We start from the raw sequence: 25,357 nt of genomic DNA, 5'->3' as shown, positions 1-25,357 counted from the left end.
ACAATTAAGTTACCCTCATTATACTGTTAGCATCATTTTTTTCCCAATGATTTGCTTATCTTATGTGTGCGTACGCTTAACAGCTTGCACATACTTTCGGACAGTCGCTACAGATACATTATATACATCTCCAAGCTCCGACTGTGTCATTTTATTTCCTTGTTCGCCGCGTACAATGTATTCAATCGCAGCTGACCAGCCGTACACATTTGTAAATATATCTCCAGATGTATATAAACGTATGAACGTACAAAACCAAAAGTGTAAACACTCTTCAATTAATTCATCATCTTTTTTCGTATAATTGTATAATGCATCCGCGATTCGTACGCACTGCTCAAATTGTTGTAAATCAGCTGGAATACTCTTATGACTATTAAGTAAAAAGAAGTAATTTGCAAGTTGTGATACGATGGGAACACCGTTCTTCGCTTGCGTTATATCAAAGAAGAATCCAACCTTCTCCGGCGTTGACAATTCATTCATTAAATATAAAGCCAGCATTTGTTCTTCTAACGTCGCACTTTGCTGAAATGATTTTCGTAATTCTTCAAATAGCAAACTTTGTCCTTCATCTGCTAAATTCAGCGCATTCCAGGGCTCTTTTCCTTTTTTATCAGGGTGCAATTCCACGACATGTTGCCACATTTTTTCAGCTAGTTGCTGATCTTTCACCATATAAGCAGAATATGCAAACCAATAATAAAAACTAACGTCTCCCTCGTATCCTTGACGCTTTAATAATTTGAACCATTTATATGCATGCTCGAAATAACCAATCGTTGCAAGTGTGGTTCCCAGTTTCAAACGATGTTCAAATGAAATCGGATATACTGAAACTAGCTGTCCCGCTAACGCTTCTACTTGTTTATGCTCTCCAATTGAATATAGAAAAATAAGCGTATTACAAAGCGCATGTATATTACCAGGATTTTTCTCTAAAATCATTTCTGTTAACTTCAGTGCCTTGTCTACATTACCAGATTGAAAATGTGCAATGGCTAAATTATTATGACCTGACCAAAATTCCGGATAATCTTTCGTAACAATTTCTAATGTAGCAATCGCTTCTTCCAATTGTCCATTACGAATATAACGATTCGCTTCTTCCTGCATAACAATTAAATCATCTTCATCTTCAATCTCTTCCGCACCCATTGCTTCTTCTTCCATAATCTCAAGAAGTTCTAATGTATCTTCTACGAATTCCTTCTCTTTTGCAAATTCTAAATAGCGATCCGCATATTTCTTCGCCTGTTGAAATAACCCCATATATGCATAATTATTTGCAATAAAATAATAGCACTGTTCAAGTTCTGGATTAGATCTAACTAACTTTAAGAAGATTTGATTCGATTCTTGATATTCACCAGCCTCAGATAATACTGATGCTAATTGACATAAAATAAACGGCTCCTTCTCACTTTGTGCCGCTCTTCGAAAATATTTAATTGCATCTTGCAATTTTTGCCCTTTGTAAGCTCTCATCCCTTTTTTATAAAAGAAGTCCGCTAGCTGATTAAAAGAGATAACTTGTCCGTTCTCCTTATATATTCTTTGATTTTTCCCCATATATCCTCCAGTTTTTTGTTTTCTTCGTTCACACATTCTTCTATCTATAAGTATAAACGATTCCGTAAAAAACAAAACAGTATATTCTACTCAATTATTTCCTTTTTATTCATAAAAAAAGAAGAGAAATGTTACATTTTCACCATGAACCTTCTCTTGCGGTCATTTGCTCTTTCGTATAAATAATACGCATTGGATTTCCACCTACGAAAGCTCCGCTCGGTACATCTCTATGAACAAGTGTGCCAGCTGAGACAGTCGCACCATCTCCAATTTTCACACCTGGTAATATTGTTACATTCGCTCCAATCATCACTTCATTTCCAATGATGATTTCCCCAAGTCGATATTCACGAATTAAATATTCATGTGCTAAAAGCGTTGTGTTATAACCAATAATCGAATTCTCTCCCACAGTTATCTTTTCTGGGAACATAATATCCGGCATTACCATAAGTGCAAATGATGTTTTCTTTCCTACTTTCATCCGTAAAAAAGTACGGTACAACCAATTCTTCACAGATAAAAATGGCGTGTAACGCGCAATTTGGATAATAATAAAGTTTTTCATTACCTTCCAAAAAGACACTGTTTTATACACATTCCATAATGAATTTCCTCCTGAAACAGGATAGCGCGTTGTCCGTCGCACTTAGCTCGCTCCTCTACTAACTTACTTGGACCTTTATGAACGGTTCATATTAGACAAAATCGGTAGCAAATCACTCATTTTATCTAGCATAAAGTCCGGCTTGTAAGCTTCTAAATACGCTCTACCTTTCAACGTCCATGAAACCGCAGCTGTTTTCGTCCCCGCATTTTGACCACCGACAATATCATGATGATTATCCCCAACCATCAATGCCTCTTCTGGTTTTGCATCTAATAATTCAAGCGCTTTTTGAAGTGGCTCTGGATGTGGTTTCACATGCTCTACATCATCAATTGTCACGACAACATCAAAAAATTCATCAAGCTTTGACAACTGTAATCCCATCTCAACGGTTTGTCTCGCTTTCGTTGTAACAATACCAACTTTATAACCTTGCTTCTTCAACTCTCGAACTGTTTCATATACAGTTTCATATTCTTCTACTAATTCATCATGATGATCATGGTTAAATTCGCGATAGCTTGTAATCATCTCTTCAACCTTACTTTCATCAATCTTGCTGAAAGTATCATGCAAAGATGGACCGATAAATGGCAACACATCTTCACGCTTATATTGATTTGGATAATATGTATTTAAAGTATGTAAAAAAGAAGAAATAATAAGTTCGTTTGTATTAATTAAAGTTCCATCTAAATCAAATAACACTGTATTTATTCTCATTGCCTTAGTCCTTTCGCTTTCCTGAATATGAAAGAAGCAGCATCTTACAATAAGATGCTACTTTTCTCTAATTTTCCGAATATCTTTTATCAGCTTGCCCCATTTTTCGTCTCACAATAATGAAAATAATAGAAATAACAACAAGTCCAATTGACATTACTTGTGCAATGCGAAGTGGTCCTAGCATTAAACTATCTGTACGTAAGCCTTCTACGAAGAAGCGTCCTACTGAATACCAAATTAAATATGTGAAGAATAATTCCCCGCGGCGTAAATTCACTTTTCTTAATGCAAGTAGTAAAATTACACCTACAAAATTCCATAATGATTCATATAAAAACGTCGGATGATAGTACACACCCTCAATATACATTTGATTAATAATGAAATCTGGTAAATGAAGACCTTCTAAAAACTGTCTCGTTACTTCATCACCATGTGCCTCTTGGTTCATAAAGTTTCCCCATCGGCCAATTGCTTGTCCTAGTAAAATACTTGGCGCAGCAATATCCGCCAACTTCCAGAATGAAACCCCGCGTCGCTTTGCAAAAAGAATTCCGGTAATAACCGCTCCGATTAAACCACCATGAATCGCCAAGCCACCTTGACGAATATTAATAATTTGACTCGGGTTTTGCGCGTAATATTCCCATTCAAAAATAACATAATACATTCTCGCAAATAGAATAGCGATCGGTACTGCAATTAATACAAGGTCAACAAATGTATCTTTTGGAATACCTAGCCTTTCTCCCTCGCGAGTTGCTAGCCAAAGACCTAATAGCACACCTGTACCGATAATAATCCCGTACCAATAAACAGGAAACGGCCCAAGTTGGACAGCTACGCGGTCAAGCTGCGGTACAGAACCTAACAGCATATGTATGACCTCCCTCTCCAATGTTTACTCCTGATTCCCTAACTCAATCGCACTCATTAATCGTTCTGAGAACTGCTGTGCTGCATTGACTCCCATACGCTTTAAACGGAAGTTCATCGCTGCTACTTCAATAATAACAGCCAAGTTTCGACCAGGACGAACCGGAAGTGTAATCTTCGTAAGTTCTGTATCAATAATTTTCATCTTCTCTTCATCAAGACCTAAGCGATCATAATTTTTCTTTTGATCCCAAATTTCAAGATTAATAACAAGTGTAATACGCTTATAATTTCGCACTGCCCCTGCACCGAATAACGTCATAACGTTAATGATACCTAGACCACGAATTTCTAATAAATGCTCAATTAAATCTGGTGAGCTTCCTACTAATGTGTCTTCATCTTCTTGGCGAATTTCTACACTATCATCCGCAACAAGGCGATGGCCACGCTTCACAAGTTCAAGAGCTGTCTCACTTTTACCAACACCACTTTGACCTGTAATTAAAACACCAACACCGTAAATATCCACTAATACACCATGAACAGCAGTTGTTGGTGCTAGCTTACCTTCTAAATAATTGGTTAAACGACTTGATAATCTCGTTGTCGTTTGAGAAGAACGTAATAAAGGCATGCCTGATTCACGTGATGCTTGTAATAACTCATCTGGTACATCTTGATTACGAGTTATAATAATACATGGCGTCTCCTCGGTACAAAGCGCTTTCATTCTCTCTTGTTTTTGTTCTGTCGTTAACGTATCAAAGAACGTAAGCTCCGTTTTTCCAAGAAGCTGCACGCGATCAGCTGGATAATATGTAAAGAATCCTGCCATTTCAATTCCAGGTCGTGATAAATCACTTGTATCAATCGGACGATGAATTCCTTCCTCACCACTTATTAACTCCAATTGAAATTGTTCAATTAAATCTTTTGTCCTTACTTTTGGCATATGTATAAACCTCCACTCCGCTGCGGGTTCAGTCTCGTTTGATGTAAAATTCCATTCTACCGGATATTGTACCATTTTTTTCTGGAAACAAGAAATACGGTTTCTGATAAATAGAAAAAAACATTTCATACGAATAATGAAATGTTTTTCTTTTTGTCATTTTCTCTTTTTTTCATATAGAGGTTCCACAATTGCCTTTTCAATAATCATATTAAAAATTGAAATACAAATTGCCGCAACAATCGCTACACCAAATCCTGATATATTAAAAGCATCTCCTAATAATGAATCTGCTATTTTTAACGTAATCGCATTAATAACAATTAAGAAGAAGCCGAAAGTTACAACAGTAATTGGTAGCGTAATTAAAATTAAAAACGGCTTTACGAACACATTTAAAACAGCCAAAATAATACTCGCAATAATTGCAGTTTGTATATTTGCTACGTAAAACGCGTCTGGTGCAATCCCTTTTAAAAGTCCCGATACAGCGATTAACACAACGCTATTTACAAGAAGTGATACAATCCATCTCATTTTCTTACACATCCTTTTAACATATATATTTCATCATACGCTAATAGACAATAAACGCAAGTATCATACAAATACTTATACCAACTTATTCTACTCTTCACGCTTGTATACCTACCAACATTTCTTTGTGAAATAGGGACCACACCATCTATGTTCATGAGTTTTTACAAAAGTCCAGGTGAAATCTTTATCTACAATATAGATATCACCTTTATACGCATCATCTGTCTCACACAATGTATCATCCATATGTAATAAACTCGCATCCTTTATTAATAGTACCTCATCACAGTGTTGGTAGAAAATGTAGCACTCCTTTTTCACTTCATTATGAAACGCGCTCTCTGCTTCTATTCCTTCTAAGCACTTCTTTTTCTCATAACTAAATATGTGCCAAAGATATCCACATACATACTTATCTCCGTAAAAAAAAATGTCTTCTTTTTCTTCATCACTTAAATGGTTTGCAAAGTTATTCTCCCAGCGCTTCCGAAAATATACACCCCACTTTTGGAACTTTCTTACCTTCATATTCTTCTTTCGCAACACATCTAAAAACTCCATCATCTCCCCCTATACAATAAAAACCGAGTGTCATTTCCACCCGGTTTTATTCATACACTTATTGCGATAACTCTACTTCTTTTATTTTCTCTTTCATTCTTGCTTTATCACGATTTAAAATCTCTTTTAAATACTTACCAGTATACGAGCGCTCTTCTTTCACTACTTGCTCTGGCGTGCCAGAAGCAACGATTTGTCCACCTTTATCTCCGCCCTCTGGTCCAAGGTCAACAATATAATCAGCTGTTTTTATCACATCTAAATTATGTTCAATTACAAGTACCGTCTCACCGCTCTCAACAAGGCGTTGCAGCACTTCTAGAAGACGCGCGATATCATGTGCATGCAAACCAGTCGTTGGCTCATCTAAAATGTATAACGTACGACCTGTAGAACGGCGGTGTAATTCAGAAGCTAATTTCACACGCTGCGCTTCCCCACCAGATAAAGTCGTAGCTGGTTGCCCTAATTTCATATAACCAAGCCCAACATCTACAAGCGTTTGAAGTTTACGCTTAATTTTAGGAATATTGGCGAAGAATTCTACTCCATCTTCAATTGTCATCCCTAACACTTCAGAAATATTCTTATCTTTATATTTCACTTCTAACGTTTCACGGTTGTAACGTTTACCGTGACAAACTTCACACGGAACGTATACATCTGGTAAGAAGTGCATTTCGATTTTAATAATTCCATCTCCACGGCACGCTTCACAACGGCCACCTTTTACGTTAAAGCTGAAACGTCCTTTTTGATATCCGCGCACTTTAGCTTCGTTCGTTTGTGCAAACACATCACGAATATCATCGAATACACCTGTGTACGTCGCTGGATTAGAACGTGGTGTACGACCAATTGGCGATTGATCAATATCAATTACTTTATCTAAATGTTCAAGACCTTTAATCTCTTTATGAGTACCTGGCTTCGCTTTCGCTTTATATAACTTTTGCGCTAACGATTTATATAGTACTTCATTAATCATCGTACTTTTACCTGATCCAGATACACCTGTTACCGCTACAAACGTACCGAGTGGGAATGACATTTTTGCATTCTTTAAGTTATTCTCTTTTGCGCCGACAATCTCCACTTTACGTCCGTCACCTTTACGTCTTTCAAGTGGAACTGGAATAAACTCTTTACCGCTTAAATATTTTCCTGTTAACGAATTATCATCTTGCATCACTTCAGCTGGTGTCCCTGCCGATACAACTTGCCCACCGTGAATACCTGCACCCGGTCCGATATCAAGTAAATAATCAGCAGCCATCATTGTATCTTCATCATGCTCAACAACGATTAATGTATTACCTAAATCGCGCATTTCTTGCAACGTACGAATAAGACGATCGTTATCGCGCTGATGTAAACCGATAGAAGGCTCATCAAGAATGTAAAGTACGCCAGTGAGACGAGAACCAATTTGCGTCGCTAAACGAATACGCTGCGCCTCACCACCTGATAAAGTTCCTGCGGCACGACTTAACGTTAAATAATCTAAACCGACGTTCACTAAGAACCCAACGCGCTCTTGGATTTCTCTTAAAATTAAATGAGCAATTTTTTGTTGTTTCTCCGTTAGCTCCACATTCGAGAAGAATTCCTGTACTTCTTGAACAGAATACTTCGTTACATCAGCAATCGTTTTATCACCAACGAAAACAGCTAAACTCTCAGGCTTTAAGCGTCCACCTTTACACTTCGGACAAGCTTGCTCTGCCATATACTTTTCCATTTGCTCACGGACATAATCAGAACTCGTTTCACGATAACGACGTTCGATATTTGGAATAACACCTTCAAATAAAATCTCATTTTCCTTTACTTGACCAAATTCATTTACATAACGGAAATAAACTTTCTCTTCACCGCTTCCGTACAACACTTTATCAAATAAATCTTTCGGTATATCTTTCACAGGCACATCCATATCAACGCCGTAATGATTACATACAGATTGTAAAAGCTGTGGGTAATATTGTGAGCTTGTCGGTTCCCATGGAGCAATCGCATGTTCATTTAATGATAAATCCCAGTTCGGAATAACAAGTTCTAAATCTACCTCTAGCTTTGAACCAAGTCCATCACAAGAAGGACATGCTCCGAATGGACTGTTGAATGAGAACATACGCGGCTCTAATTCTCCGATTGAAAAACCACAATGCGGACAAGCATGATGTTCACTAAATAGAAGTTCCTCTTCTCCCATTACATCGATTAACACTCGGCCTCCGCCAAGCTTTAATGCACTTTCAAGTGAATCAGCAAGACGGCTTGCGATTCCTTCTTTTACAACAATACGGTCAATTACAACTTCAATGGAATGCTTCTTATTTTTATCTAACGTAATCTCTTCAGACACATCAAGCATTTCACCATCAACACGTACACGAACATACCCTTGCTTCTTAATATCTTCAAGTACTTTCACATGCGCTCCTTTACGCCCAGACACGATAGGCGCTAACACTTGCAATTTCGTACGCTCAGGATATTCAAGAACACGGTCTACCATCTGCTCGACTGTTTGTGATGTAATTTCAATCCCATGATTCGGACAAATTGGCGTACCAATTCGTGCAAATAATAAACGTAAATAATCATAAATCTCCGTCACTGTTCCGACAGTTGAACGTGGATTACGACTCGTCGTTTTTTGATCGATTGAAATCGCCGGTGACAATCCTTCAATCGTATCTACATCCGGCTTATCCATTTGTCCTAAAAACTGGCGCGCATACGCAGATAACGATTCTACATATCTGCGCTGCCCTTCTGCATAAATCGTATCAAATGCTAATGATGATTTCCCCGAACCAGACAATCCCGTTACAACGACAAGCTGATTTCTCGGAATGGTTACATCAATATTTTTTAAGTTATGTGCTCTAGCACCTTTTACAACGATAAAATCCTTGCTCTTACTCACTCTTTTCACCCTTCCGCTTTTAATTCTAATAGTAAATCTCTTAGTTCAGCTGCACGCTCGAAGTCTAACGCTTTTGCTGCTTCTTTCATCTCTGCTTCCATCTTCGCAATTGTCTTTTCGCGCTCTTTTTTCGTCATTTTCTTAGCAGGAGTTGCTTCGTATGTTTCTGTCTCTTCAGCCGCTGTCGTTGCACGGATTACATCACGAACGCCTTTTTGAATCGTTTTCGGCGTGATACCATGCTCTTCATTGTAAGCTTCTTGTATAGTACGACGACGCTGCGTTTCTTCAATTGCAATTCCCATCGATCTCGTTATGCGATCTGCGTACATAATAACGCGGCCGTTTTCATTACGCGCCGCACGACCAATCGTTTGAATTAACGAACGTTCTGAACGCAAGAACCCTTCCTTATCTGCATCTAAAATCGCTACAAGTGATACTTCTGGAATATCTAATCCTTCTCGTAATAAGTTAATACCGACAAGTACATCAAACTTACCAAGGCGAAGGTCACGGATAATTTCAATACGTTCTAACGTTTTAATTTCAGAGTGAAGATAGTTCACTTTAATTCCTACATCTTTTAAGTAATCCGTTAAATCCTCTGACATTTTCTTCGTTAAAGTCGTAATTAGTACACGTTCATTTTTTGCAATACGATCTTGAATTTCTCCTAATAGATCGTCAATTTGACCTTCAATAGGTCGTATATCGATTGGTGGATCTAAAAGCCCTGTTGGACGAATAATTTGTTCTATTACTTCTGGCGACTGCTCTAACTCGTACGGTCCTGGCGTTGCTGAAACGTAAATAACTTGATTCGTTTTCTCCTCAAACTCATCAAACATAAGCGGTCTATTATCTAAAGCCGATGGCAGACGGAATCCATGATCCACAAGCACTTGTTTACGTGCTTGGTCACCGTTATACATCGCTCTTACTTGTGGCACTGATACGTGCGATTCATCCATAACGATTAAGAAATCTTTCGGGAAATAATCTAATAACGTATACGGCGTTGCACCTGCTGGACGAAGTGTTAAATGACGGGAATAGTTTTCAATACCTGAACAAAAGCCCATCTCGCGCATCATTTCTAAATCATAACGTGTACGTTGCTCTATACGCTGCGCTTCTAACAACTTACCGTTATCATTTAACTCCTTTAAACGCTCTTCTAATTCTTTTTCGATATTTTCAATAGCGACCTTCATTTTCTCTTCACGTGTAACGAAGTGAGATGCTGGGAAGATTGCTACATGATCACGTTCTGCTAATACTTCACCTGTTAACGCATTTACTTCGCGAATACGATCGATTTCATCACCGAAAAACTCAATTCGAATACAATGCTCATCAAGTGATGCTGGGAAGATTTCAACTACATCTCCACGCACACGGAATGTACCACGCTTGAAATCAATATCATTACGTCCATACTGTACATCAACAAGTTCACGAAGCAATTGATTACGGTCCTTCTCCATACCAACTCGAAGTGATACAACTAACTCGCGGTATTCTTCAGGAGAACCTAAACCATATATACACGAAACACTCGCAACGATAATTACATCGTCCCGTTCAAATAATGCAGACGTTGCTGAGTGACGCAATTTATCAATTTCATCATTAATCTGCGCGTCCTTTTCAATAAACGTATCTGTTTGTGGTACATACGCTTCTGGCTGATAATAATCGTAATAACTAACAAAATACTCAACTGCATTATTCGGGAAAAAGTCTTTCAACTCACTATATAGCTGTCCTGCTAACGTTTTATTGTGAGCCATAACAAGTGTTGGCTTTTGCACTTCTTTAATGACATTTGAAATCGTAAATGTCTTACCCGTTCCTGTCGCTCCAAGCAACACTTGCTTTTTCTTTCCACTATTAATTCCCTCTACAAGCTTCTCTATAGCTACCGGCTGATCACCTTGCGGGGAATACGCTGATATAATTTCAAATTGATGTTCCAAGTAAAATCCGACCTCCTCATAAAAATCTGTATTATTATTTTACCACGAACGCCCATAAAAAACCTAAAAAAACGAACAGATATTCGGTAAAATTTTCGACAATCTACACATAGAAAAAGGAAGGAGTCAAAACTTCCTTCCTCTACTAACTCTATTTTTTAGGTACATATAATAAATCATATCCATTGCGCCCATTTTCATTCACACAGTCTATTAACCTATAAGCCGTTTGTGATTCACGCTGCTCTTTAACAATCCTTTTACAGCTATCTTTATATAACCTTTTATCCTCACCAGCAAATTTGTCTTGTCTACTATCTAACACATAAAGGATATCTTTCCCACTATGCTCTAACGTTTGAAAAACCGGGTCACCTTCATCGGTATACTGTACAATTCTTATTTCATCAACTTTCCCTTGTTCCACATTCCAAACGAACTGCTCGAATTTATCTAGATTGGAAATCCTGGTTCCCTTTACAATGGCATCATTCTTCTTATTAATTGTAGTGTTAGATGGTGAACATGCTACTAAACTAAAGAGAAATAGACATAGACATATAAAACTAGTTCTTTTTCCTATTGTCATCCTCTCCTATAAAAATTATTTGTATACCCAAAAGCTACTTTCAACTATGAAAGTAGCTTTTCTTTTCTTTTCCTTTCTCCTTCTTTGGAAAAATAACATATGAAAATGAAATTGCTGTATCAACTAAAAATATAATCGCCCACACTTGGCTCACACGGCTTGCAGCTTTATTTAAAACGATTCCTGATTCTAACCAATTACCCCATTGTTCAAACGGAATAAATCCATACGCGAAGAAAAAGAATATGTGCACACCAACGAATAAAACAAGATGTAATACCCAATTTTTTATTTCCTGCTTCGCATAGGCCATACCTGTTAATTCTATGTGCTCTTCCATAATTGGCGCTGGTTCATTACGCCATTTCGCAACTAGCTTTTGCGCAAATATATCCAGCTTCTTCAAATCCTTTTTCCCGTAGAAAACTGCATACAATAAAATAATTACAGTAATGATTTGAAAATTAGAGAACTTTCCTGTTTGATAATAGTCCACTACCCCTAATGTTAAAATAAACACTTCATTTACGAGGAGTACAATCCCCATAATAAAGCTCGCCTTTTTCAAACGGAATCCGTAACGGAGTAAAAAGAAACCGATAGCTGATAACCAAAATACAATTTCTGCCCCAATTAAAAAATACCAACGATATTCTGCGAGTATACTCATTTATCCTTCTCCTTTTCATCATAAATACGAAAAGCTTCATCCATATATATTAAAAGTTCTTCTTCAATTGGATACATGCTCATTTTCTGTGAATCTTCCTTCGATTTTCTAACTTCCCATAACTTATCTAAAAATGCTTCGTCACCATTAGCCATTTCTAAACACTTCTGCATTAATTTTTTCGTTGCCCCTTGTACCTCATCATTAGCAGCTTCTTTACCTTCCTTCATAAAAGTACGGAATTGCTTTAATAAATCTACCCATTCTAAAACATTCGGATCTTCTTCACTCATATTCGGCAAATTGTGAAGCAACTTTTGTTCTTCCTTTGAAAACACTTCATTTTGGAATATTTCACGTATACGAGGAGACTGTTTCGAAAGCTGAATAAGTTCAAACATAACTTTCCAATCAAGATCTCCCTCCACATCTACCGAATAAACAACAGCTTGTAAAACACGCTCCATCCGATTAAATTTCTTTTGTTCTTCCTGTACAAACCGAAGTTGTTTTTCAAGAGAATCCTTTAAGTTAAGCTCACCTTTTACTAACATATTCGCAGCCTCTTTTAATGAAAATCCCATTTCCTTTAAAAATAAAATTTGTTGCAGCCTTATTACGTCAACTTCACTATATAAACGATGCCCACCTTCTGTTTTCCCGCTCGGCTTTAACAAATCTATTTGATCGTAATAACGTAATGTACGTACTGTAACCCCTGTTTCTCTCGTCAATTCTTGTATTGAAATCACTACCATCACCTCTTCCCCTTCATTATAAAAGATGACGTTACGTAACTTTCAAGTAATTTGTAAAAAAATACAAAAAGCTGTTTATACAAAGTGTATAAACAGCTTTTATGGAAATAACCCCTTTTGTATGGCGCGCCCACAAAATAAAATAAGTGCTCCAACAACAACACTCGTTGCTGTTTTATGATAATGAGCTGAAACTAATAAATAATATGATAAACCGACAGTACCGAGCATAATACAAATACTTGGCACTGGATTACGAGAAAAGTTTTGCATTCCCCAAAACAAAGCAAAAATAGCCGTAGCGACACATAATACCGGTAATCCCATCCCAGTTCCCCTTTTTTCTATCTATTCCTTGTTGCTAACACGCTCGTTGATGCCATACTTATTAATACACCAAAAATAGCAATATATAATAGCTCAGTTACATGTACTGCTTGCCTATCTAAATACTTATTTACACAAAGATACATAATAAACAAGAAAACGAAGCTTGTAATACAAATCGTAAAATATGACTTCATCTTGTTCACAACTCGCTCATCAATCGATGGTACTCCCTCTTCTTTCAAACGCTTCTGCTCTTTATATTCCGAAATTCCATATAAAATGACTAGCGCTACATTCGATATAAAAATAGTTCCCCACGAAATACTTAAAATCATTAAACTCGTATTTAAAAGAATTCCTGCTACAAGCAAACTCCCTACGAATCTCATGACCTCTCTCTTACTCATACATGATCAGCCTCTTTTCGATTTCTATATTTCCACTTCGGCCAATAGTTCACAAGAAAATACACCCACTGCCCTAGTACAAATAAAACAAACGGCATACCAGCATTTCCATCAACAATTAAATTATATAAACTCCATATCGCTAAACTAATCGTAAAAAAATAACCCTACATATTTAAACGCTTTATCTGACTGAAATCTCTCAAACTCATCCTGCATTTTTTATTCCGCCTATCGCTATGCTCGTTTTCCTACCATTTCTCTCCCCTTACTCCAGCGTAAAGATTTCCTCCACCTTCACTCCAAAATACTTGGCGATTTTCAAGGATAACTCTAGACTCGGATTGTAATGATGATTTTCAATCGCCACTATCGTCTGCCGCGTCACCTGCATCGCCTTTGCCATTTCAACTTGTGTTATATGATTTTGCTTTCTTAACTCTTTTATTTTATTTTTCACACCCATAGGATCCACCTTCAAAAGTAAAGATATCTTTACTTAAATTATAAATATTTTCCAGTTACAAGTAAAGATATCTTTACAAATTTTAGAAAAACGTTTCATTGAACATCTACCCTAACAAAGTACAAGAGTAATTCAATTTATATCAGCGATTTTTTAAATATATCAGCGCACCTTAAAATATATCGACTTACCGACAAATATCGAAATCAGTAGCACCATAAGCATAAGAAAGAAGCTGCCCCAAAATATCTTTTGGAACAGCTTCTTCGTCCTACTTACATAAATCCTAATCCCCATACAAGAACGTATCCAAGAACCGATAAGCAAACCGAGCCAATCAGCCCTGCCACAAATGCTTTACTTCCTAATTTACGGAAAGTTTTAAACTCTACATTTAAACCGAGCCCTGCCATCGCCATTGCGATTAGCATATAAGCAATGACAACAATGTACCCCGCAACAACTTCTGGAATAATCCCAAGCGAATGCACTGCACTCATTGCTAAAAACCCGAAGATGAACCACGGAATTGGAAGGTCGCGCCATGATCTTTTTTCCTCGCTACCTTCACTCTTACCAAACCATAATCCGATTAAAATCGCTACTGGTACAAGCATTGCAACGCGCGTTAGTTTCACGATAACTGCGATATCTACAGCCGTGCTTCCTCCTGGCGCCGCAGCCGCAATTACGTGAGCAATTTCATGCAGTGTCGCCCCTGAGAACACTCCATATCCGTATGGAGATAGGCCAAGCACTGGATATAATAACGTATAAATAAGCGTAAATATTGTACCTAAAATTGCAATGATCGCCGCTCCAACTGCTGTTTCGTCATCTTTTGCTTTCACTTGCGGTGCAATTGCCACGACCGCGGCCGCGCCGCAAATTGCCGTACCGCATGCTGTTAAAATCCCAAGTTTCTTTTCTACTTTAAATACTTTCGTTAGTCCGTACACAACAAAAATAGTAAATGTAATAACAACCGCCGCGATGACCAATACTTTCGGCCCCGCCTTCGCAATATCAACAAGATTTAATCGCATTCCAAGTAAGATGATCCCAAAGCGCAGTAACTTCTTACTCGCAAAGTTCGTTCCTGCAATCGCATCATGAGGAACTCCAATTGCAGCGCGCCAAACCATCCCAATTAGAATAGCAATTACTAATTGTCCCATAATATTTAAAAATGGAAGCTCCGCTAAATATTTCGCGGCAATTGCGATTAATAATGTAATCCCAATTCCTTGCGAAAATCCAAAGCCCTTCTTCTTTTGTATAACAAGTGTTTGTTCCACCTTGTACCACCCCAATAATCGTATTGGAACATGCATGTTCTTTCTACTTACATTATAAGAGAGTTTCTATAATAAGTTTAATACCAATACCAAATCTCTATCATCAGAAATACTTATGATAAGATGAAAGAAAAACGAAAGGAGCTTTGCAAATGAACGTAGACATTTTAAAAATTTTTGTTACTGTCGTTGAACAGAAACACTTCTCTCGTGCAGCAGAATTATTAAACCTTTCACAGCCCGGAGTAAGTATGCATATACGCAACTTAGAAAACGAATTTGGCACTACACTTATTCAACGCTCCCCGAAGCATGTCCAAGTTACGGAAGCTGGAAACATATTATATATACATGCAAAGCAAATGCTCTCTCTTTACGAAGATGCTAAGCAAGAAATTAATGAACTACATAACGTTGTAACAGGAACACTTCGCATCGGTGCTAGTTTTACAATTGGCGAATACTTACTTCCAAAAATACTCGCTAACTATGCGAATGAAAATCCACACGTCGAAGTTCATACCTTTATCTCAAATACAGAAGACGTTTTACAAAGTCTTCGCTCTAATCAAATCGATATCGGCTTAGTGGAAGGGCAAGTCGTATACGCCGACGTTGACGTTGAAACGTTTATGCAAGATGAAATGAAGCTCGTCGTCCCTCCAAATCATCCACTGCTCCGCACAAATGAAATAAATGAAAGTACACTCCAAGATCAAGTATGGGTATTAAGAGAAAGTGGTTCTGGTACACGCGCTTATAGTGACCGCTTTATTCATCAACACCATTTGAAAATGAAACGATTCTTTACATTTAGTAGTATCCAAAGCGTTAAGGAAGCAGTTAGTGCCGGACTTGGCATCGCTATACTTTCTGATTGGACTGTACGAAAAGAGCTACTGGCAAAAGAGCTATTCCACGTCGAAGTTCCAAATGAACAACTCATCCGTCCATTCTCCATCGTGCGCGGCAAATACTTCATCCCGTCTAAAGCCATTCAGGTGTTTTTAAATCATGTAGACTCTTTTGCGAAAAAACAGCATTGACCTTCACATTAGTGTGAAGGTTTACAATACATGTAAAAGGAGTGAAACACATTGCGAATTGGAGAATTATCAAAAGAAACTGGCGTTAGTGAAAGATCACTAAGACATTACGAAGAAAAGGGACTACTCCCTTCTAAGCGCCTCGCAAATGGCTACCGTGATTTTGATGAAAGTGCCATCGAAAAAGTGGAGCTTATTCAAATGTACTTACAAATTGGCTTAAATTTAGAAGAGACGGCAAGGATGCTGCGTTGCCTTGCAATTGAACCGCACCTATACGACAATCCGTGCAGCAGCATTCTTACGCTTTATGAAGATAAACTCAATGAAGTAACAAAGCAAATCTCATTGCTTTCCAACATTCAAACAAATTTGCAAAAACACGTTTCACTCCTAAAACAAGCAAAAGAAAAGGGATGATTACATGTTTGTTATACATGGCAGTTCAAGACAAAACGGAAATACAGAAGCTTTAACACATATGATGATAGAGGGCATTGAAACAGAACAAATTCACTTGCGAGATCATACAGTCCATCCTATTACAGACCAACGTCATGATGCAGAAGGATTCCAACCTGTAAATGATGATTATGAGCAGTTAACGAAACGCATGTTAGAGCACGACACAATTATCTTTGCTACACCGCTATACTGGTACGGAATGAGCGGACATATGAAAAACTTCGTCGATCGTTGGTCACAAAGCTTGCGCGATACATCTCTTCATTTCAAAGAAAAAATGAAAGGCAAAAAAATGTATGTTGTCATCGTTGGCGGAGACAATCCTAAACTGAAAGCATTGCCGCTTATCGCTCAGTTTCAATACATCTTTGATTTTGTTGGTTCATCATTTGAAGGATATATTATTGGGGATGCGAATGGATTGGATGAAATCAAAAATGATGCTGAGGCGCTGGCAAAAGCACAATTGTATAATAATAAATTCAAAAATAGCGAACAGAAATAAGTTTGACAAACTATTTAGACTTAGCGACGCAAGAAGAATTAGAAATTATGTTACAAGAATACCCTGGCACAATACTTTTCATTAGCCATGACCGTGCCTTTATTCGCTCTGTTGCAGACCATATTCTACAAGTAGATGAGAGTGAACCAAGAATATTCCATGGTAATTACGAGCAATACACAAAAAGAACAACCGGGGATTCTGTAAACGTTACTGAACAAGAATTATTACGATTACAAACAAAATTAACAGAAATCATCGGCCGAATTTCCATACCAAATCATCACGATGACATCACATCTCTCGAACAAGAATACGAAACATTATTAGTTCAAATCCGAAAATGTAAAGAAGCGCTCTAATGTCTTCCCTATATATCGACAAGGCCTTCCGCATTTCCCAAGAAATATTGGAACTTCGACACAGAATAGCATTAATAAAAGTGAAAAAACCGTGCATCAGCACGGCTTTTTCACTTTTATATACGGACAGCAGTCCCGCTCACCGCAACCATTAACATCCCTTCGCGAACTACTTCGTAATCCACGTCGATACCAACAATTGCATTCGCATTTTTTTGTCTTGCGAAAGTTTTCATTTCTTCCATTGCGATGTCGCGCGCTTCTTTTAATTTACTTTCATAAGCACCCGCGCGGCCGCCGACAACGTCACGAACAGAAGCGAAAAGGTCACGAACGATATTCGCGCCCATAATCGCTTCTCCATTGACGATATCGATGTACTCAATAATTTCTTTTCCTTGAATTGTAGACGTTGTTGTTACAATCATGCTTTATAGCCTCCAATATAAGATTTTCACTTACTTATGGTGCACTAATTCAGCAGAAATTATATTTATGAACTGAACTGAGCTTCGTATAATCGGCTGTATCCTCCGCCTTGCTCAATTAGTTCCTCATGCGAACCTTGTTCTGCAATACCATCTTTATTTACAACGACGATACGATCTGCATTTTTAATCGTTGCAAGCCTGTGAGCGATAACTAATGTTGTACGGCCGACAGATAGTTCTGCAAGCGATTTTTGAATCGCTAGTTCCGTCTCTGTATCTAATGCAGAAGTCGCTTCATCTAATATTAAAATTGGTGGGTTTTTCAAGAACATACGAGCAATCGCTAGACGCTGTTTCTGTCCACCAGAAAGTTTCACACCACGCTCACCGATAACGGTATCTAAACCGTCTGGTTGTGAGTAAATTAAGTCTTCTAACTGCGCACGTTTTACCGCCTGCCAAATTTCAGCTTCTGACGCCTTTAAATTTCCGTAAGCAATATTTTCACGAATCGTTCCTGAGAATAAGAACACATCTTGCTGCACAATTCCAATTTGTTTACGAAGTGAAGATAATGTCATATCTTTCGTATCAATACCATCAATTCGGATTGAACCAGACGATTGTTCATAAAAACGTGGGAGTAAACTACATAACGTTGTTTTTCCAGCTCCTGATGGTCCAACGAACGCAACCGTTTCACCTGCATGTATGTTCAAACTAATGTCATTTAAAATCGGTTCTTTATTTTCATATCCGAACGTAATGTTGTTATATTGAATATCACCATGTACATGTTTAACTTCCATCGCACCTTTAGAGTCTACAATATCTGGCTCTGTTTCAAGAAGCTCTACATATCTCTTAAAACCAGCGATCCCTTTCGGATAGCTTTCGATTACCGCATTAATTTTTTCAATTGGGCGGAAGAAAATATTCGTTAATAGAACGAATCCAATAAATCCACCGTACGTTAATTCACCTTGCAGAACAAACCATGTACCGCATATTAAGACGAAGAGTGTTACGAGACGCATGAGCATATAACTAATCGATGAATTTAATGCCATAATTTTATACGCCATTAATTTCGTTGTGCGGAAACGAGCGTTGTTAACAGCAAATTGCTCTTTCTCAAACTTTTCATTTCCGAATGCTTGTACTACGCGAATACCACCAACATTATTCTCAATACATGCATTGAAGTCAGCAACGTCTGAGAATAAACGTCTAAATGTACCTGTCATTTTTTTGTTGAAGTAAAGTGCTAACCATAATAAGAATGGAATGACGAAGAACGTTAATAGCGCTAACTTCCAGTTGATCATCATCATAAATGAAAATGCCCCAACTAAAGTCATAATAGCGATAAATAAATCTTCTGGTCCATGGTGAGCAATTTCCCCAATTTCCATTAAGTCGTTTGTAAGACGTGAAATTAAATGACCTGTTTTATTATTGTCAAAAAATCTAAATGATAGCTTTTGAATATGATCAAATAATTTCTGCCTCATATCCGTTTCAATGTTAACACCGAGCATATGTCCCCAATATGTAACAACATATTGTAAGCCTGCATTTAATATATACACTGCAAGTAAACCGAAACAAGCCCATAAAATAAGCGTCCAGTTTTGTCCTGGCAATAACTTATCAATAAATTGATTTACGATAAGCGGGAAGCCAAGTTCTAGTAATCCTGCGACAACCGCACAAGAAAAGTCGAGTATAAATAAACCTTTATACGGTTTATAGTAAGAAAAAAATTTACGCAGCATATCTTACCTCCATTTTCCAAAATTAAAAAGACTCTCTAAATGATAACCATTATCAAATAATTATTCAAGTTATCCGTCTATGAAACTAAAAATAAGATTTTTGGTATTTGTCATTTTTTCCAGAGAGTCGATATATTCAAATAATCGCCGATATAAATTTCATTTACTAACTACCCTCCCCCAAAACAAAAAAGGTACCACCACAAGGTGATACCATTCCTTCTATTACATCGCTTCCGAATCCCACTCATGCTCCTGCTCAACGAATACAATACCTAATTCGTGATGTCCACCAGCATATAATGCAGTTTGTGCAAGACGAAGCTCACCATTTGTATCTAATACTTCTAATTTACAAAATGCTCCTGTCGTCTTCGTTTGAAGCGCATCATAAAATTCCTCGGCGCTTTTTGGAATGACTCCATTTACTTTCGTAATAATTTCTCCAGGTAGTAATTTTAGCTCTGCTCCAATTGTATTTGGGATTGTATCTAGTACAACGAGCCCATCATTGCGTGCAGCAAAATACGCTGGTCTTGTTTCATCAGTAATTTTCTCTTGCATCGAAATTGTGAAACGCCCAAGCATTGCGACTCCCATCGCGATAATTGCAAGTACATGCCACCAGTAACTTGCGATTCCTAAAACGAGCACAAGTCCTGCTAACCCATAAACACGTCTTCCTGTAAATAATAAAGCTTCCGTCGGCTCATAACTTTTAATCTTTCTCATAAATCCAATTAAAAATGGAACGAGAAATAGAGAATATGTATTTGAACCTATTGAAACGACAGGCCACCATGAAATAAACTGCGTTACCGCATCACCCGGTACAAGAATAAAAATAGGAACGATCCATAAACGCTTTGATTCGTGTAAACCAATCTTTAATCCACGCTTCCCCTTCCTAATCTTCGGTGTAGAATATCCTACTGCGTTTTTAGAAATCAATAAGCCTTCTACAATAAGCATAACGCCTAGCAAAATAGCAAGGGATACAATGGTATTCTCTTCACCTTCTCGAAGCTGTAAGAAGGAAACTGGTAGCTTAGAAGATAATAGAACACATACAATCGCAATGCTAAATGTATAAGCCGCTGATAAATATCGATACATAGCCGTTAATCCAAATAGTAATGTCCAAATTAAAATGGCCCATAAGCTTGCTTTAGAAACAACAAGTCCAAGCCCAATCGTAATAATAGATACTACTAATCCGTATCCAATCCCTGCAAATAGAGAGGTTCGCAGTTCAAACCAAATATCATAAACTTTAAAAGAAAAATCTTTTCGTTCTCTTAACATACGTAAGTATCCAACGAAGATACTACTTATTACAAATATATAGACAGCAGGGTGTAAGAAAAAACGTCCAACTGCCCGCATTATTTCAAAAATCCACGACTCCACGAACTCATTCACCACCATTTATATCATTCTTTCTTTTTATATTATCATAACTAAACAAACGTTTGTTTAACACAAAGAAATACAGGCAGCAAACTGCCTGTATTTCTTCTTATTTTGCCATTAATTTTAATGCTGACTGTAATTGTAGATCATTTTCTCCAGAACGGATTTTTTCGATAATTTTAGTTTGAATCGCTTCAGCTGTCTTTTTATCAAGCTGTCCTGTCGCTTCCATTTCATTCGCATTTTGGAATGCTTTCAGCGCTGATTCTGTCTCTTTACTAAAGTATCCATCTTCACGACCTGGTACATATCCTAAGCTCTTAAGCATTTCTTGAGCATGTTTTACTTGTACATCATTTGAATTGTATGAAAGTGTTTTTTCAATTTGAATTGGTGTCGCATGATAATAATTTGGTTGCTTCACTTCTACTGTTGGCGCGATTCCTTTTTTATGAATCCAGTTCCCATCCGGTGTTAACCATTTAAACATCGTTAATTTAATGTTGCTACCGTCTTTAAATGGAACAGCTTGCTGGACAGTACCTTTACCAAATGTCTTTTCACCAATTAAATCGTATCCTTCTCCTTCTTTCAGTGCACCAGCTAAAATCTCTGAAGCAGAAGCACTTCCATTATCAATTAATACTGAAATTGGATATGGTTTTCTCTCTTTCAGTTCCGTAGAGAATTTCTTCTTCTCACCATTTCGCTGCTCTACTTGTAGCATCGGCTTTTTATTCGTCATAATTTCTCCCAGTATATCTTCTACACTATTTAAATAGCCACCAGGATTACCACGCACGTCAATAACTAAGCCTTTTATATTTTTCTTCTCTAACTCTTTTAACTGATCCTTAAATTCCTTCGCTGTATTTTCAGCAAAAGAAGTGATTTGCATATAACCGATATCTCTTCCGCTCTCTTGCTTCACAGAACTAAACACTGTAAAGATCGGAATTTTTTCACGCTTAATTTTAAATACAATCGGATCAGTTACTCCCGCACGTTTAATTTCAATTGCGACAGTCGTTCCTTTTTTACCACGGATCTTTAATACTGCTTCTTCACGTGATAAGTCTTTCACACTGTTTCCATCTACAGATAAAATTTGGTCATTCGGTTTAATTCCTATCTTTTCTGCTGGTGAACCTTTAATTGGCGATACGATAATAAGCTTATCGTCCGTTTTGTTCACCTCAGCCCCAATCCCCTCTAATTCAGGATCAAGCGATTCACTAAACTGTTTGGCTGTTTCTTTATCCATATACGTGGAATAAGGGTCCTTCAGCGTAGACAACATGCCTTGTATTGCACCTTCAACTAACTTTTCATCTTTCACGTCTTCCACATAACGTGAATCAATTAGTGCATACGCCTCATTAATTTTTGCCAAATTCCCTTGCGCAGTGCTAGCATTCCCACTCGAAATTGTTTGCGTTACTTCTGCTGGGTTAACCCCAAATACAGACATGCCTGCAAACATTCCGCCAGCACCAATTAAAAATGCAACAACCATTCCAATAATTGCAACTCTACGTTTCAATGCGGAATTCCCCTTTCCAAAACACACAGGTGGTGTAGCAAAAGGCATCACACAGTGTGTGATGCCTTTACCTATTTCTACTATATGATAAGCTTGTACGAATTATGTTTGCAACTTTTTATACTTTTAAGAAACGACGAATTGACATTACACTTCCCCACATACCGATTAACGCACCGATTAACACTAGTAAACCAGCTAATTGGAATACGAAAGGACTGTATGGTAGAAGCTCGAAAATTGTTCCGCCAAGTTTTTCGTTAAACACACCTTGCAACGAATTATACGTAACTAGAATTAGGCCAATTGGAATAATTGATCCTAATACTCCTAAGAATAACCCCTCTAGCAAGAATGGCCAACGAATGAACCAGTTTGTTGCACCAACAAGTTTCATAATTTCAATTTCTGTACTACGAGCATAAATTGTAATTTTAATTGTGTTAGAGATTAAGAACATTGCTGTGAATAAAAGACCAGCAATTAACGCAATCCCAATGTTACGACCAGTTTTTACAGTATCAAATAATCGTTCAACTTGCCCTTTTCCGTACTGAACATTACTGACAAACTGCATTTTTTCAACCTTCTTCGCGATTGTCGCTGTATCTGTTGGTTCTTTTGCTTTTACAACGAATACGTTTTTAAGTGGGTTATCTTGTTCAAATAACTCAAACGTTTTTCCGCTATCACCTAAGCTTTTAATTAAACGTTTTAACTCTTCTTCTTTAGAAGAATATTTAATAGAATCTACTTTTGCAATCTTACTCATATCTTCTTCTAATTTCTTTTGATCAGCTTCTTTCGCAGCTGGATCAATGTGTACACGAATCTCTACATCTTGCTCTACTTTTGTCGCAAAATGGTTCATATTCATAATCGCTGTTAAAAAGACACCTACAAGTAATAATGTAACTGTTACTGCACTAACAGAAGCAAATGTCATCCATCCGTTACGTGATAGATTCTTTACACCTTCTCGCAAATGTCGACTAAGGGTCTTAGCCTTCATATCCGTATCCTCCCTCAATCTCGTCTCGAACAATTTTTCCGCCTTCAATCGCGATTACACGATGACGGATTGTATTTACGATATCTGCATTATGCGTCGCCATAACAATTGTTGTACCACGCTCATTAATGCGAGTAAAAATCTTCATAATATCAAGAGCTGTTTCAATATCTAAGTTACCTGTTGGCTCATCGGCAATTACAACCTTTGGTCGATTTACAATCGCTCTTGCAATAGCCACACGTTGTTGCTCTCCACCTGAAAGTTCACTTGGAATTGCATCTGCACGATCTTCAAGACCTACAAGACCTAAAACCTCTGTTACACGCTCACGAATTGCATCTGGTTCTTCTTCAATTACTTCTAAAGCAAACGAAACATTCTCATATACCGTTAATTTAGGTAGTAATTTAAAATCTTGGAAAATTACGCCTAATTGACGACGAAAATATGGAACATCTCTTTCTGCCAATGTTTCAATAACAAGTCCATTTACATTAATTGATCCTGTAGATGGCTTCTCTTCACGATACATCATTTTAATAAATGTAGATTTTCCGGCTCCACTCGGTCCAACTACGTATACGAACTCACCTTGTTTAATGTTAACTGTAAGACCAGCAATGGCTTTCATACCATTCGGGTACTCCTTATAAACATTCGTCATTTTTATCATTATTTATCACCCAATACTTAATGATTTTTTTCGAAATACTTTTCTGTACATCTGAAAATAAAAGACATCCTTCATTTTCACTTAGTCATCCTTGTTGAAGGTAGTTTACTTATGCTTTCTCATAAGCAATACCACTCTATGTAATATATTTCAGCAAAATTCTACAAACCCCATTGTAACATCAAACGGTTTCCAGTTCGGATACATTTTTGTTACAGTTATGTTACATAAATGAAAAGGAAAACGAGTTGACCTATATTATCAACTCGTCCAGTTCACCTTTTTTATTTATGTTCAGCTAACCATTCAGATACTTTTTTCGCATCTTCACCTTGAATAAGTCCTGGTGACATTGAACCGCGGCCTTTTTTAATAATCTCTTCGATATCTGCAGCGTCGTACTTACCGCCTACTTTTCTTAAATCAGGTCCAGTTGCCCCTGATAAATCTGTCGCGTGACATCCAGCACAACTTCTTTGGAAAATTTGTTCTGCGCTGTCTGTGCTTGCAGACTGTTTCGAAGACTTACTCTCTTCTTTATTTCCGCATGCTCCTAAAGCAAAAACAACCGATGTCCCTAGCGCAATAGCCAACAATTTCTTTTTCACTTCTATCGCTCCCCATTGTTGATATTCTTTTTATTCCTAACACACTCATTTTCATTATAAGCATTATCTTTATATAGAAAAACTAAGGTGTATTTCATATTCCTCAAAAATACAGTGAGAACCTTGATAAAATAAAGCTTTCATAAGTTGTTTCAATTCTGTGAACAGCTTAAAAAACTTCTATAAAGAATCCTTTTTAAAAGGAAAATTAGAAATGTTCTATATAAATCTTTACCCTAT

General features: G+C 37.4%; 27 protein-coding genes and 1 pseudogene. 4 read left to right on the top strand and 24 right to left on the bottom strand.

Features of this window, described 5'->3' with window-relative positions; genetic code table 11:
• Positions 1 to 60: 60 nt before the first annotated feature.
• From MHI28_RS19965 to MHI28_RS19885, 17 genes and pseudogenes are all read right to left on the bottom strand, one after another.
• A complete protein-coding gene (locus MHI28_RS19965; RefSeq protein WP_000517718.1) occupies positions 61 to 1,572 on the bottom strand; it encodes a tetratricopeptide repeat protein in 1,512 nt (503 codons plus the stop codon).
• Between the two features lie 139 nt (positions 1,573 to 1,711).
• Positions 1,712 to 2,224 (bottom strand): acyltransferase, encoded by a 513-nt coding sequence (locus MHI28_RS19960; RefSeq protein ID WP_001255086.1) that lies wholly within the window; start codon positions 2,222 to 2,224, stop codon positions 1,712 to 1,714.
• Between the two features lie 33 nt (positions 2,225 to 2,257).
• Positions 2,258 to 2,908: a pyrophosphatase PpaX gene (gene ppaX, locus MHI28_RS19955; protein ID WP_001222403.1), complete on the bottom strand. Its 651-nt coding sequence runs from the start codon at positions 2,906 to 2,908 to the stop codon at positions 2,258 to 2,260.
• A 67-nt stretch (positions 2,909 to 2,975) separates the two neighbouring features.
• Entirely contained in the window at positions 2,976 to 3,788 is an 813-nt protein-coding gene (gene lgt, locus MHI28_RS19950) for a prolipoprotein diacylglyceryl transferase (RefSeq protein ID WP_000924241.1), read from the bottom strand.
• Positions 3,789 to 3,812: 24 nt separating this feature from the next.
• Positions 3,813 to 4,742 carry an HPr(Ser) kinase/phosphatase gene (gene hprK / locus MHI28_RS19945; protein WP_001127251.1) on the bottom strand — a complete coding sequence of 310 codons (930 nt, stop codon included), beginning with the start codon at positions 4,740 to 4,742 and terminating at the stop codon, positions 3,813 to 3,815.
• A 156-nt stretch (positions 4,743 to 4,898) separates the two neighbouring features.
• Positions 4,899 to 5,279: a phage holin family protein gene (locus tag MHI28_RS19940; RefSeq protein WP_001267308.1), complete on the bottom strand. Its 381-nt coding sequence runs from the start codon at positions 5,277 to 5,279 to the stop codon at positions 4,899 to 4,901.
• Positions 5,280 to 5,390: 111 nt separating this feature from the next.
• Positions 5,391 to 5,843 (bottom strand): DUF4275 family protein, encoded by a 453-nt coding sequence (locus tag MHI28_RS19935; protein ID WP_000394721.1) that lies wholly within the window; start codon positions 5,841 to 5,843, stop codon positions 5,391 to 5,393.
• 58 nt (positions 5,844 to 5,901) lie between these two features.
• Positions 5,902 to 8,778, bottom strand: coding sequence for an excinuclease ABC subunit UvrA (uvrA, locus tag MHI28_RS19930; RefSeq protein WP_000045589.1), 2,877 nt, complete (start codon positions 8,776 to 8,778; stop codon positions 5,902 to 5,904).
• Positions 8,779 to 8,783: 5 nt separating this feature from the next.
• Complete coding sequence (gene uvrB / locus MHI28_RS19925) at positions 8,784 to 10,760, bottom strand: excinuclease ABC subunit B (RefSeq protein ID WP_000400993.1); 1,977 nt, start codon at positions 10,758 to 10,760, stop codon at positions 8,784 to 8,786.
• Between the two features lie 151 nt (positions 10,761 to 10,911).
• Positions 10,912 to 11,349, bottom strand: coding sequence for a DUF4362 domain-containing protein (locus MHI28_RS19920; RefSeq protein WP_000151997.1), 438 nt, complete (start codon positions 11,347 to 11,349; stop codon positions 10,912 to 10,914).
• Positions 11,350 to 11,389: 40 nt separating this feature from the next.
• On the bottom strand, positions 11,390 to 12,019 hold the full coding sequence (locus MHI28_RS19915; protein WP_000025206.1) for a hypothetical protein: 630 nt from the start codon (positions 12,017 to 12,019) through the stop codon (positions 11,390 to 11,392).
• Positions 12,016 to 12,777 carry a MerR family transcriptional regulator gene (locus MHI28_RS19910; RefSeq protein WP_000260349.1) on the bottom strand — a complete coding sequence of 254 codons (762 nt, stop codon included), beginning with the start codon at positions 12,775 to 12,777 and terminating at the stop codon, positions 12,016 to 12,018. The genes MHI28_RS19915 and MHI28_RS19910 overlap by 4 nt, the downstream gene beginning before the upstream one ends.
• A gap of 99 nt (positions 12,778 to 12,876) precedes the next feature.
• On the bottom strand, positions 12,877 to 13,104 hold the full coding sequence (locus MHI28_RS19905; RefSeq protein WP_000524123.1) for a hypothetical protein: 228 nt from the start codon (positions 13,102 to 13,104) through the stop codon (positions 12,877 to 12,879).
• Between the two features lie 17 nt (positions 13,105 to 13,121).
• Positions 13,122 to 13,514, bottom strand: coding sequence for a hypothetical protein (locus MHI28_RS19900; RefSeq protein WP_000043993.1), 393 nt, complete (start codon positions 13,512 to 13,514; stop codon positions 13,122 to 13,124).
• Positions 13,511 to 13,733 (bottom strand): annotated as a pseudogene (locus tag MHI28_RS19895) (hypothetical protein). The gene MHI28_RS19900 and the pseudogene MHI28_RS19895 overlap by 4 nt, the downstream one beginning before the upstream one ends.
• Positions 13,734 to 13,782: 49 nt before the next feature.
• Positions 13,783 to 13,980 (bottom strand): helix-turn-helix transcriptional regulator, encoded by a 198-nt coding sequence (locus MHI28_RS19890; RefSeq protein WP_000538364.1) that lies wholly within the window; start codon positions 13,978 to 13,980, stop codon positions 13,783 to 13,785.
• Between the two features lie 275 nt (positions 13,981 to 14,255).
• Positions 14,256 to 15,278, bottom strand: a complete 1,023-nt coding sequence (locus tag MHI28_RS19885) for a YeiH family protein (protein ID WP_000438414.1) — start codon at positions 15,276 to 15,278, stop codon at positions 14,256 to 14,258.
• Between the two features lie 152 nt (positions 15,279 to 15,430).
• Between MHI28_RS19885 and MHI28_RS19880 the strand changes: the two genes are divergently transcribed.
• From MHI28_RS19880 to MHI28_RS19865, 4 genes are read left to right on the top strand one after another with little or no spacing between them, the layout of a single operon-like run.
• Positions 15,431 to 16,324, top strand: coding sequence for a LysR family transcriptional regulator (locus MHI28_RS19880; protein WP_001099986.1), 894 nt, complete (start codon positions 15,431 to 15,433; stop codon positions 16,322 to 16,324).
• Positions 16,325 to 16,375: 51 nt separating this feature from the next.
• Complete coding sequence (locus MHI28_RS19875; protein ID WP_001219192.1) at positions 16,376 to 16,744, top strand: MerR family transcriptional regulator; 369 nt, start codon at positions 16,376 to 16,378, stop codon at positions 16,742 to 16,744.
• A gap of 4 nt (positions 16,745 to 16,748) precedes the next feature.
• Positions 16,749 to 17,294: a flavodoxin family protein gene (locus MHI28_RS19870; RefSeq protein WP_000497615.1), complete on the top strand. Its 546-nt coding sequence runs from the start codon at positions 16,749 to 16,751 to the stop codon at positions 17,292 to 17,294.
• A 2-nt stretch (positions 17,295 to 17,296) separates the two neighbouring features.
• On the top strand, positions 17,297 to 17,656 hold the full coding sequence (locus tag MHI28_RS19865) for a hypothetical protein (protein ID WP_000186323.1): 360 nt from the start codon (positions 17,297 to 17,299) through the stop codon (positions 17,654 to 17,656).
• Between the two features lie 116 nt (positions 17,657 to 17,772).
• Here the strand turns inward: MHI28_RS19865 and MHI28_RS19860 are convergent, their stop codons facing one another.
• From MHI28_RS19860 to cccB, 7 genes are all read right to left on the bottom strand, one after another.
• On the bottom strand, positions 17,773 to 18,084 hold the full coding sequence (locus tag MHI28_RS19860; RefSeq protein ID WP_000637523.1) for a heavy metal-binding domain-containing protein: 312 nt from the start codon (positions 18,082 to 18,084) through the stop codon (positions 17,773 to 17,775).
• A gap of 65 nt (positions 18,085 to 18,149) precedes the next feature.
• Positions 18,150 to 19,865: an ABC transporter ATP-binding protein gene (locus MHI28_RS19855; RefSeq protein ID WP_000944607.1), complete on the bottom strand. Its 1,716-nt coding sequence runs from the start codon at positions 19,863 to 19,865 to the stop codon at positions 18,150 to 18,152.
• 225 nt (positions 19,866 to 20,090) lie between these two features.
• Positions 20,091 to 21,293: a PDZ domain-containing protein gene (locus MHI28_RS19850; RefSeq protein WP_000261257.1), complete on the bottom strand. Its 1,203-nt coding sequence runs from the start codon at positions 21,291 to 21,293 to the stop codon at positions 20,091 to 20,093.
• Between the two features lie 91 nt (positions 21,294 to 21,384).
• Entirely contained in the window at positions 21,385 to 22,821 is a 1,437-nt protein-coding gene (locus tag MHI28_RS19845; RefSeq protein WP_000830306.1) for a S41 family peptidase, read from the bottom strand.
• Positions 22,822 to 22,939: 118 nt separating this feature from the next.
• Entirely contained in the window at positions 22,940 to 23,833 is an 894-nt protein-coding gene (gene ftsX, locus MHI28_RS19840) for a permease-like cell division protein FtsX (protein WP_000645028.1), read from the bottom strand.
• Complete coding sequence (gene ftsE / locus MHI28_RS19835) at positions 23,823 to 24,509, bottom strand: cell division ATP-binding protein FtsE (RefSeq protein ID WP_000594331.1); 687 nt, start codon at positions 24,507 to 24,509, stop codon at positions 23,823 to 23,825. Before ftsE ends, ftsX begins: the two co-directional genes overlap by 11 nt.
• A 284-nt stretch (positions 24,510 to 24,793) precedes the next feature.
• Complete coding sequence (gene cccB / locus MHI28_RS19830) at positions 24,794 to 25,117, bottom strand: cytochrome c551 (RefSeq protein ID WP_000727971.1); 324 nt, start codon at positions 25,115 to 25,117, stop codon at positions 24,794 to 24,796.
• Positions 25,118 to 25,357 lie beyond the last annotated feature (240 nt).

The organism is Bacillus sp. FSL K6-0268 (genome assembly GCF_038005425.1).
GTDB classification, from domain to species: domain Bacteria; phylum Bacillota; class Bacilli; order Bacillales; family Bacillaceae_G; genus Bacillus_A; species Bacillus_A thuringiensis_S.
Note: the sequence above shows the minus strand (reverse complement) of the source record. Positions and strands in the feature narration are given on the sequence as shown.

Bases quoted from the DNA above. Each gene is read 5' to 3' on its own strand.
- MHI28_RS19915 (WP_000025206.1), bottom strand. From the start codon at position 12,019: ATGAGTATACTCGCAGAATATCGTTGGTATTTTTTAATTGGGGCAGAA.
- ppaX (WP_001222403.1), bottom strand. From the start codon at position 2,908: ATGAGAATAAATACAGTGTTATTTGATTTAGATGGAACTTTAATTAAT.
- hprK (WP_001127251.1), bottom strand. From the start codon at position 4,742: ATGCCAAAAGTAAGGACAAAAGATTTAATTGAACAATTTCAATTGGAG.
- MHI28_RS19860 (WP_000637523.1), bottom strand. From the start codon at position 18,084: ATGATTGTAACAACAACGTCTACAATTCAAGGAAAAGAAATTATTGAG.
- MHI28_RS19965 (WP_000517718.1), bottom strand. From the start codon at position 1,572: ATGGGGAAAAATCAAAGAATATATAAGGAGAACGGACAAGTTATCTCT.
- MHI28_RS19935 (WP_000394721.1), bottom strand. From the start codon at position 5,843: ATGGAGTTTTTAGATGTGTTGCGAAAGAAGAATATGAAGGTAAGAAAG.
- MHI28_RS19890 (WP_000538364.1), bottom strand. From the start codon at position 13,980: ATGGGTGTGAAAAATAAAATAAAAGAGTTAAGAAAGCAAAATCATATA.
- MHI28_RS19855 (WP_000944607.1), bottom strand. From the start codon at position 19,865: ATGCTGCGTAAATTTTTTTCTTACTATAAACCGTATAAAGGTTTATTT.
- MHI28_RS19920 (WP_000151997.1), bottom strand. From the start codon at position 11,349: ATGACAATAGGAAAAAGAACTAGTTTTATATGTCTATGTCTATTTCTC.
- MHI28_RS19900 (WP_000043993.1), bottom strand. From the start codon at position 13,514: ATGAGTAAGAGAGAGGTCATGAGATTCGTAGGGAGTTTGCTTGTAGCA.
- MHI28_RS19870 (WP_000497615.1), top strand. From the start codon at position 16,749: ATGTTTGTTATACATGGCAGTTCAAGACAAAACGGAAATACAGAAGCT.
- MHI28_RS19940 (WP_001267308.1), bottom strand. From the start codon at position 5,279: ATGAGATGGATTGTATCACTTCTTGTAAATAGCGTTGTGTTAATCGCT.
- MHI28_RS19905 (WP_000524123.1), bottom strand. From the start codon at position 13,104: ATGGGATTACCGGTATTATGTGTCGCTACGGCTATTTTTGCTTTGTTT.
- ftsX (WP_000645028.1), bottom strand. From the start codon at position 23,833: ATGAAGGCTAAGACCCTTAGTCGACATTTGCGAGAAGGTGTAAAGAAT.
- lgt (WP_000924241.1), bottom strand. From the start codon at position 3,788: ATGCTGTTAGGTTCTGTACCGCAGCTTGACCGCGTAGCTGTCCAACTT.
- MHI28_RS19880 (WP_001099986.1), top strand. From the start codon at position 15,431: ATGAACGTAGACATTTTAAAAATTTTTGTTACTGTCGTTGAACAGAAA.
- MHI28_RS19910 (WP_000260349.1), bottom strand. From the start codon at position 12,777: ATGGTAGTGATTTCAATACAAGAATTGACGAGAGAAACAGGGGTTACA.
- ftsE (WP_000594331.1), bottom strand. From the start codon at position 24,509: ATGATAAAAATGACGAATGTTTATAAGGAGTACCCGAATGGTATGAAA.
- MHI28_RS19850 (WP_000261257.1), bottom strand. From the start codon at position 21,293: ATGGTGGTGAATGAGTTCGTGGAGTCGTGGATTTTTGAAATAATGCGG.